9 protein-coding genes and 1 pseudogene are annotated in these 9,348 nt (G+C 39.7%); 5 read left to right on the forward strand and 5 right to left on the reverse strand.

Features of this window, described 5'->3' with window-relative positions; genetic code table 11:
* Window positions 1-80 precede the first annotated feature (80 nt).
* Window positions 81-392: a hypothetical protein gene (locus tag IM475_RS20965; RefSeq protein WP_502865886.1), complete on the forward strand. Its 312-nt coding sequence runs from the start codon at window positions 81-83 to the stop codon at window positions 390-392.
* Window positions 393-667: 275 nt separating this feature from the next.
* On the opposite strand, the gene IM475_RS20970 is transcribed toward IM475_RS20965, so the two are convergent.
* Entirely contained in the window at window positions 668-2,566 is a 1,899-nt protein-coding gene (locus IM475_RS20970; RefSeq protein ID WP_287728984.1) for a CRTAC1 family protein, read from the reverse strand.
* Between the two features lie 51 nt (window positions 2,567-2,617).
* A complete protein-coding gene (locus IM475_RS20975) occupies window positions 2,618-3,670 on the reverse strand; it encodes a DUF1702 family protein (protein ID WP_287728985.1) in 1,053 nt (350 codons plus the stop codon).
* A gap of 238 nt (window positions 3,671-3,908) precedes the next feature.
* Between IM475_RS20975 and IM475_RS20980 the strand changes: the two genes are divergently transcribed.
* Both IM475_RS20980 and devC read left to right on the forward strand, forming a co-directional pair.
* The gene (locus IM475_RS20980; protein WP_287728986.1) at window positions 3,909-5,216 is read left to right on the forward strand and encodes an ABC exporter membrane fusion protein; all 1,308 of its coding nucleotides are present in this window, start codon (window positions 3,909-3,911) and stop codon (window positions 5,214-5,216) included.
* Between the two features lie 16 nt (window positions 5,217-5,232).
* Window positions 5,233-6,396, forward strand: a complete 1,164-nt coding sequence (devC, locus tag IM475_RS20985; protein WP_002762582.1) for an ABC transporter permease DevC — start codon at window positions 5,233-5,235, stop codon at window positions 6,394-6,396.
* A gap of 194 nt (window positions 6,397-6,590) precedes the next feature.
* Here the strand turns inward: devC and IM475_RS20990 are convergent, their stop codons facing one another.
* Window positions 6,591-7,022 carry an acyl-CoA thioesterase gene (locus tag IM475_RS20990; RefSeq protein WP_287728987.1) on the reverse strand — a complete coding sequence of 144 codons (432 nt, stop codon included), beginning with the start codon at window positions 7,020-7,022 and terminating at the stop codon, window positions 6,591-6,593.
* A 325-nt stretch (window positions 7,023-7,347) separates the two neighbouring features.
* On the opposite strand from IM475_RS20990, the gene IM475_RS20995 reads away from it, so the two are divergent.
* Window positions 7,348-7,731 carry a hypothetical protein gene (locus IM475_RS20995; RefSeq protein ID WP_012264713.1) on the forward strand — a complete coding sequence of 128 codons (384 nt, stop codon included), beginning with the start codon at window positions 7,348-7,350 and terminating at the stop codon, window positions 7,729-7,731.
* A gap of 12 nt (window positions 7,732-7,743) precedes the next feature.
* Here the strand turns inward: IM475_RS20995 and IM475_RS21000 are convergent, their stop codons facing one another.
* On the reverse strand, window positions 7,744-8,157 hold the full coding sequence (locus tag IM475_RS21000) for a type II toxin-antitoxin system VapC family toxin (RefSeq protein ID WP_287728988.1): 414 nt from the start codon (window positions 8,155-8,157) through the stop codon (window positions 7,744-7,746).
* Window positions 8,154-8,366: a hypothetical protein gene (locus tag IM475_RS21005; protein ID WP_147069347.1), complete on the reverse strand. Its 213-nt coding sequence runs from the start codon at window positions 8,364-8,366 to the stop codon at window positions 8,154-8,156. The genes IM475_RS21000 and IM475_RS21005 overlap by 4 nt, the downstream gene beginning before the upstream one ends.
* Window positions 8,367-8,420: 54 nt before the next feature.
* Here IM475_RS21005 and IM475_RS21010 point away from each other — a divergent pair.
* Window positions 8,421-9,348: pseudogene (locus tag IM475_RS21010) on the forward strand (RpnC/YadD family protein); the annotation flags it as partial.

Consider the following 9,348-nt stretch of genomic DNA (forward strand, 5'->3'; position numbering starts at 1 on the left):
AGCAAATAAGTTCCCTGCGAGAAGAAACCCGCGAGCAAATAAGTTCCCTGCGAGAAGAAACCCGCGAGCAAATAAGTTCCCTGCGAGAAGAAACCCGCGAGCAAATAAGTTCCCTGCGAGAAGAAACCCGCGAGCAAATTGATACGCTAAAGGAAGATAATCGCCAACAAATAGAAACCCTGAGAGAAGAAAATAACAAGCAATTTGTTAACCTACACAAAGAAATCACGGAAGTCAAAATTATCACGTCTAAAATTGAAGTAACAATTCAATCCCAAGCAGTATTAACCCAAAAAATTCCCGATTTAATCGAGAAAGTTGGGGAATTAAAAAACTGGAAACAAATAGCTATTGTCGCTATCACTGCTTTTACCAGTGCCACAATTACTTGATTTATTCGAGGAGGAAATTTAAAACCTTAAAGTCTAGTATTTTTCTCAATTCCTCATTGGTGCATTTGCAGAATAGTCGGTTTCAGGGTTTCTCCGAAAGCGGTTAAAGAGTATGCAACACAAACGTTAACGAAGGCAGAAGGCAGGGGGCAGGAGGCCGTTTTTGTAACGGAGACCCATACCCCGCTCCAAAAACTTTTCGCCTTTTAAGGCGAGGTTTTAGACCCGATTTTTTCGATAAAGGGCGCAAACCTTACGCCCTTGACAGAATGATTTTAAACCGATTGCTCTAGCAAAATTGTCTGTTTACCCGACGTTAATAATAACTGGGTTTGCTTAATTTCTCCCTTGTGGTTACGCCATTGAATGTCAACGGGTAAAGCGGTATTAGGGTCAATTTTGCCTAAACCAAAGTGTAGCACTGGACTTCTCACACCAGAATGACCATTGCCCCCATCTACCTGCGCCACCAGCTGACTGCCATCAGGTAGAGACACCTTAACCGCTGCGCCAATTGCCGGAGTACCCATTTTCCCCTTTTCTGAAGAGGGATTAGGGGAGATCGCAGGGTTTAAAAGCTCTAATTCCAGAGATTGACCGATATTTGGACTATCATTGCGATAAAAATAAGAGGTTTCCCACTGATTTGCTACTACAAAGTCTAAATCCCCATCTCCATCCACATCGGCGGTGGCAATTCCTCTGGTGACAGAGGGATCATCTAAGCTTAATTGCGATGCCAAATCATAGTAACGTCCATCTTTACCCCGCACAAAAAAGGGATTATGTTGATGACCACTTAAATCGTCTCCATCTTGGAAATGAAACCAACTATTGGGGATTTTCAGGACTTGATCATTACTCATGGCTAACTCATGTAATTCCGGCCAACGATTGATGTCACCCTTACGAAATCCTGTAGCTTGCAACGCTTCTAACTCCCCATCATTATCAAAATCGCCGAATTTTGTTTCCCAACTCCAGCCACTACGAGAGACTCCCAAGGGTTCGCTTTTATCGACATAAGGGGCGATTCCTCGAGACATTTTCTCCGTTTCTCCCGTACTGGTAAAGAGAAAATGACTTTCCTCTAGGGCGTATTCCGAAGCAATATTACTCACATAGATGTCTAAGAGTCCATCATGGTTAATATCCCCGAAATCTACCCCCATTCCCTTAAAGCTATCATGGCCGAGTACCTTAGAATTGGGTGTCGTTAACCCTTTTTGCCCTTCCAGTAAGTCAAATTGGAGATGTCCTCTAGTAGAACGATTATGTAAGAGGCGATCGGGTCCGAAATCATTGGCAAAATAAATCTCTGGCAATAAATCCCCGTCTAAATCGGCTGTTCCGACGGCCAATGTCCAACCATGAGCAATTTTCTCCTCAAAAGCATCTTGGACTTCTTGATAAGTCACTCCAGTGGTAGAGGCATCGGACCACAAGAAAACTCGATTTTTACCGCCATTATAAGCACGGGTCATCGAATCTTGCATTTTCTCGATTTTCTGAGAATTGACATCCAAAATCTCGGCATTATCTTGGAAGTAATTGCCAATGATTAAGTCTGCGTGTCCGTCCCCATCCAGATCCGAGAAGGTTGCCGCATTGGTGTACCATTTTTCCCTTTTTTGGCTGATTTGCTGCTGGAGATAACCTTGATCTTGCTTGATAAAAGCGATCGGTGTTCGTCCCCAATAATACACCAATAAATCCCTGAGTCCATCTTCATTGAGATCACTGGGAATACATCCCATCGGGGCCATGGTTTGATCGTTATAGTCAAAATCGGTGACATTCAGGGTGAAGGGCTGATAACGATTGCCCGTACCTGGAACAGGGGAGATAATCACCTGATTGCTTTGGGTTTCTACATGACAGAGATCATTATCCCAGCCATCTCCATCGAGATCCCCCAGGGCAACTGCCGCCCCAACTGCCGAAATCCAGGCCGAATGACGGCTTAAACTGGGATTTGTCGGTCTTTCTACTTGATAGGGTTGATTTTCTAATTCGGGTAAGGGAAAACGAGTAAAGGCAAAGCGAGAAGCGATCGCATCTCTTTCGGCCATTGATAGGGCAGGGAGACGGGAAACAGAGAATAAGACTAAAATTAGCCCCAATGCCAAGATAGACTTGCTATGGCGTCGGATGAATTTTTCCAAACGATTCATGGTTTCAAAGAAGTAACTACATTCAATCTAAGCTTAAGACAGTTGAGGGGATTAGGTGCGAAAATGACTTTGGATGGCTTGTCGCCATTGCTCATAGGCAGGGATTTGGTCGTGGTAATCTAGGCCGATGAGGGTATCATCAGTGATCTTGGCTGTTTCAGTAATAGCCATTCCACACAAAATTTGACAGGCTATTTCGGTATTTTCCGTACAGTTTTCGGCTAGTAAACGTGCTTTTGCCGCAAAAGCTGCTCCCTGGGCTAATTCTGCCCTATAAGGTTCAGCCAGCTGTTTTAAATGTTGAATTTCTTCGGGAGACACTCCCCCCGCATAAGTGCAAGCCAAGCCGATCCCACTCCATAAATGGGGTTGAAGCAGCGGGTCGAATTTTTGGATCTGATCGGCAATTTCGGGAATATTTGCCCCTTTCACAAACCAAAGACTGCGCCCTAACCCTTGGGCAAAGACAAGACGCGCATAACCCGATAATTCTTGAGGAGACTTTCTCTCTCGGATATACTTAGGCCCGGCAAAGTATCCTTGATGAAATCCATAGCCGTCAAGGGCTAACCACCCTAATAGAGAATCTGGAAAATGTTGGGCAGAATCTGCTAATTTTTGGAGATAAAAGCGCAAAGAAAAGGTAATACGGGCTAATTGCCATCCTTTCCCTACATAGGCCATGTAAATATGCTTTTTCCCCTCGTTTGCTAAAAAATGCTCAAAGCGATCGCGCTTACCCAGGGTTAAACAATCTAGCAAAGATAAAGCCATCGCCGCCCCTTCATAAGCAAATCCTCTCAGATTGAGGGTGACACCTTCAAGAAGAGGAAACAAGTCCGCGAGAGAATGAGCCATAATTGCTGCATTATAGCCATAGATAAAAGTTTGCCCGATCGTTTCCAAATATATCTGTTTTTGAGGCTGAACGGCTAGGCCGCCGCTTTGCGGATCACAGATTAATCCACGCTGATTAAAGGTTGCGGCTTGGGGTGAAAGGAGCAACAATCGTTGTGGAAAACGATTTACCTGCCTAGGAGAAAATTTGTGATCAAAATTGACAGCAGGATGCTCGAAGGGTGTGCCTGAGAAATTAGATGCCATTGTTAAAAAAAGTTGACAAAGTTGACAACCCTTGATGGGAGGCCGAAGATATGACCTCATGTTACCTTAAACAAAATTGATTTGATATTATAGCAGTTATCTTAATAATGAGGTACGAAGTGGTCGTTTTGGCGCGCCAGTCGATAAAATTAGGTTACGCTTCATCCTGAGCAGAAACACTGTAATCTTAAGAATTAATCAATTTTAGGCCGATGAATCCTTATCCCTGTTAACAACAATGGCTAACTTTCGCCTTCAAAATTCCCATTCTTTAAAATATTGGTTTTGGGGTCTTTTAGGAGCTTTTATGGGATTTAGCTTGGGAACAACCGTTATTATCGTCTATTTTAGACCAGAATCATCCTTGAAAGCTTCCCAGTTATCGATTTCCTCGACGGTTTCTCCTGATACTCCCGAAGCTGTTGCTGCCCTTGGTTATCTTGAACCTCAAGGTGGAATTACTCAAATATCAGCCACTGCCTTTTTGGAAGGAAGTAGAGTAGATAAAATACTGGTAAAACAGGGAGAAAAAGTTGAAAAAGGCGAAATTATGGCTATTTTAGATAATAATGCCCGTTTGCGAGCAGCCCTGAAACAAGCTCAAGCAAATCTGGGTTTAGCAGAATCTAAACTCGAAAAAGTGAGAGAAGGGGCAAAAAAAGGCGAAATTATGGCTCAAGATTCCCGTATGCGTCAAAGCAAAGCGGAATTAGAGGGACAAATAATGAGGCAAAAAGCAGCGATCTCTAGTTTGGAATCGGAACTTGAAGGGGAAAAACTAGGACAAAAAGCTACCGTTGAAAGAATTAAAGCAGAATTGAATAATTCTCTCACAGATTGTCAACGTTATCAATCTTTATACCGTAATGGTGCAGTTTCTCAAGGGGAAAAAGAGCGATTTTGTTTAGAGGCGACAACTACACAAAAAAGACTCCAAGAAGCTGAGGCTAACTTGCAACGCATTACAACTACTTTAGAACAAAAAATTCAGGAAGCCAGAGCCAATCTACAACGAACTCTTAATACTTTAGAACAACAAATTCAAGAAAACCAAGCTATGCTAAGTGCAGTGACGGAAATTCGTCCTGTTGATCTTCAAATTGCTCAAGATGAAGTAATGACAGCTAAGGCTAATGTAGAACGCGCTCAGGCGGAATTAGAATTATCCTATGTGCGTGCGCCCCATGCAGGAAGAATTTTAAAAATTCATACTTTTCCTGGAGAATTAGTGAAAAATGAAGGAATTTTAGATTTGGGAAACATTCAAAAAATGTATGTTAAAGCAGAAGTGTATGAAACCGATATTAGTCGAGTTAAATTAGGTCAATCTGTAACGATAAAAACCGATAAAATGATCGGAGATTTAGAGGGAACTGTGGAAGAAATAGGTTGGAAAGTGGGACGACAAGATGTTTTAGGAACCGATCCTGTTGTCGATACAGATGCCAGAGTTATCGAGGTAAAAATTAGCTTAGATCATCGCTCTAGTGCTAAAGTTAATCGGTTAACTAACTTAAAGGTTAATGTGATCATTCATCCTAACTAAATAACTCATTCAGAAGATGAATATTCCTACTGCTTGGTTACAATTAGCTCATAAAAGAACTCGTTTAATTGTTGCACTATCTGGTATTATTTTTTCCACTGTGATTATTTTTATGCAGTTGGGAATTCGAGATGCTTTATTTGAGAGTGCTGTTCATTTACATAATAGTTTGGAAGGTGATGCTTTCCTGATTAGTCCTCGTTCTACATCCTTAATTGCCATGGAAAGTTTTAGTGAGCGAAGACTATTACAAGTCTTATCCTTTAATGAAGTGGAATTAGTCAGTCCAATCTATGTAGGCTATGCTCAATGGAAAAATCCCGATACAAAAAACTATTGGCGTAATATTTTTGTAATTGGAATTGATTTAAGATATCAAGCATTTAAGGCTGTGGGAATCAAAGAAAATTGGCAAAAATTAAAGATAAAATATACCACCTTATTTGACCAAAATTCTCGGAGGGAGTTTGGAAATATTGCTGAAGATTTCCAGAAGGGTAAAACTATTATTACCGAGGTGGGAAATTCTGGTAATAATCGAAAAATAGAAGTGGTTGGTCTCTTTGAATTAGGTACATCTTTTGGTTCAGATGGTAACTTACTAATGAGCTACCCTAACTTTTTAAGAATATTTCAGAATCGTTCATCTCGGTTCATTGATATTGGCTTAATTAAGTTTCAACCAGATATTGATCGGCAATCCTTACTCAAAAAGTTAAAGAAATATTTGCCGAAAGATGTCAAAATATTAAGCAAGCAAGAGTTTATTAACTTTGAAAAAAATTATTGGGCAACCAGTACAGCTATTGGTTTTATTTTTAATTTGGGGGTATTTTTAGGATTAGTGGTCGGGATTGTGGTTGTTTATCAAATTCTTTATACCAATGTTGCAGAACACTTAGCAGAATATGCAACTCTAAAAGCAATGGGATATCACAATCGTTATCTTCTGTGGCTCGTCTTTCAGCAAGCTCTGATTATTGCAGTATTGGGTTATATTCCTGGCTTTTTATTAGGGATGATTCAGTATTATTTTACCCAAAAATACACCTTACTTCCCATTGAAATGACCCCTACTAGAGCAATATTCGTCTTTGGCTTAACCTTGCTCATGTCCTTGATCGCCGGAGCCACGGCTATTAATAAGCTCCAATATGCCGATCCTGCCGATATTTTTTAGAGGATGTTTGAAAAGGTTTACGGGTAGCGTAGTCATCTAGGCCAGCCGCCTCAACAGGAGTCGGCTCATGCTGGGATAAATGAAAGCGGCGGAAGTTTCGGGTTAAGCTCATTTAAACCACTAATTGGCTATAACCAGTCTAGGAGAGTCATTTTTTATCGGTTATTTTTATCTCACATTCCTCGGGTTATCCTTTAGATCGGGATGTGATATTTCTCTAAAGCTAATTTCAGTTGAGCGGGAATTGGAGTGGGTCTGGTTTCACCATCCTCTCGTCGCATACAGGCCGTCTGTTGTTCCCCTTTTGCCACTAATTCTTCACCTTCATCAGTCACTCGCCAATATTCAAATAACATGGTAATTCGGTTTTGTTTAATCTCTCCTAAACGCATCCGAATAATAACATGATCAAAGGCAAATAATTCGGACAGATACTCACAGGATACTCGAACCGTTACTAAAGCCAATCCTTGGCATAATTCTGTGATAATATCTGGGGCATTATCTTTGAGAAACATTTCTCGACAACGACCTTGCCATTGCACATAATTGGCATAATAAACATTACCGACTAAGTTAGTTTCTTGAAAACTGACAATGTGATGATATTCGTAGGCTTTCATCATGATTATTTAGCAATTTTTTCGAGATTAACAACGGTTTTAAAAGAACGCTATTGACAATTGACCAATTTTGTCAGCTGCTTGTCCTCTACACATTTGCAATCATACCAGTCAATCAGAATAGTTATGCTCTCAACTGCGATGACAAATTCTACTCAAATATGTCTAAACCGCGCTCTGGGTAGGCAAACCATATAAAGTTCATTTTGTCAAGGATTGTTAAGATGCGCTTACCCTGAGGGGCATAAAGTAGGAATTTTAAGATGATCATAGGTTATCCTGATAATGGTAAACTAAACACAAGTTTTTTATTTTCTGATTATACCTCATGAATCAACCGTTAACTCGTTTTTCTCAAGAATGGTGGTCTGCCTATCAAACGACATGGAACGAACAAGAAAACTTAGGTAAAAAGTTCACTAAATTGGGAAAAGTAATTCTTTGGTTTAGTGATCGTCAGGGGGTTTCTGTTTGTTCAGAATGGGATGATCAGGGTCAGATTGTTAGTTTAGAACTGATTGAAGAAATGGATGAATCTTTACCTATTTTTTCAGCAACTAGAGAGAATTGGGAACGATTTGTTAATCAAGAAATTGGTGCAGTTAAAGCGGTAATGACAGGGTTAATTGATTATCGAGGATCGATGACGATTATTGTTAAATATGGTCGTCACTTTGATTGTCTAGCAGAAGTAGCTCAAAAAGTCAATTAGTTATTTTACCTCCTAATTTCTCAGTAGTGCATTAAATCCTTCTTGTTGAAAATGGCGATCAAAAGTTAAAGCATCGGAGAGGTTTTGTTGTCTCATAATCAACATCGAAGCACAATCTGTTAAGCTATAGCTTTTATCTCGTCTTTGGCGATAAAATAGCAATGCTTCGGTAAATAACTGAGAGGTTTGAGGGATAATTTCTACTGATGAGTCTTGGTGTAATTTATCCACAATATCTGGGGCAGCATCCCTTAAATACCCACCCCTTCCAGATAAGGCATTGAGTAATTCAGTTAACACCATTTCGCTAGTAACAGATAGAAATATATCTAACTCGTCGGTAATAGCTACAGAAGATTGATGTAAACTATCACGAGTGTCAACCAGTGCTTGAAGATAAGCAGTATCTAAAAAAATCTTTCTCATTCGTCTTCGTCATCCTCGTCTCTGGGTGCGCCATACATATAATGTTCAAAATTGCGAGCAAAATCTTTAGGTAATTTGTTCCACTCTTCAATGGGAACTTTTTCACCAATTTCCACAATGGCTTTCCAAAAGGGTTTGTGGTTAGCGGTTTCTAAGGAAGAAGTATCACTATTTTCGCAGGGGATAGGAGTAGGGTTAGAATTGTCCATTGTTTTTGAAAGATTAGGATATTATTTATTATATAGCAATTAGGTGGGAAAGGCATGGCTGAGGTGACAGCTAATTACGACAAAACATGGAAAGAAGCGATTAGCACTTATTTGGCAGAGTTCTTAAACTTCTTTTATCCCAATATTTATCAAGAAATTGACTGGAATCAAACCCCTATTTCCCTTGATAAAGAATTAGAACAAATTACGGCAGCTGCGGAAACTGAGCAACGCTATGCTGATAAATTATTGAAAGTTTGGTTATTAGATCATCAGGAAATCTGGCTTTTAATTCATATTGAAGTCCAAAGTCAATATGATCTAAAATTCCCTCAACGAATGTTTATTTATAATTATCGAGCCTTTGATTTGTACCATAAACCTGTTATTAGTTTAGCTATTTTAGGGGATGAAAGTAGGTCTTGGCGACCTGATTTTTATCAATATGGGTTAGGGGGAAGTCAAGTGAGAGTCGATTTTTTAATGGTCAAATTATTGGATTATCAATGGGAAGACTTAGAACAAAGTGAGAATATTTGGGCTATAATAGTCATGGCACACCTAAAAACTAAGGCTACGACTAATAATCTCAGGGAGCGTGAACAATGGAAGTGGAACTTAGTCAGAGGTTTATATCAAAGGGGATTAACCAAGTTTGAGATTATCAATCTAGGGAAATTCATTGATAAAATGATGACCTTACCCCCGCAACTTCAACTTAACTTTAAAACAAAACTCAGTCAATACGAGGAGGAGAGCAATCATGCCTTTTTTAAGCACCATAGAAGAAATGGCTCTCGAAGAAGGAGCTAAATTAACTAGCCAAAAGTATATTATTTTAGCTTTACAAAGTCGTTTTGGGGAGATTCCTAATTCCCTGATTGAAACGATTAACCAAATTGAGGATGTATCTGTCTTAGAGAGTCTTTTTGTTCCCAGTATTACTATTAATTCATTGGAGGAATTTCAACATTTAGTTAAT

The sequence above is a fragment of the Microcystis sp. M061S2 genome (assembly GCF_020245605.1).
GTDB lineage: Bacteria > Cyanobacteriota > Cyanobacteriia > Cyanobacteriales > Microcystaceae > Microcystis.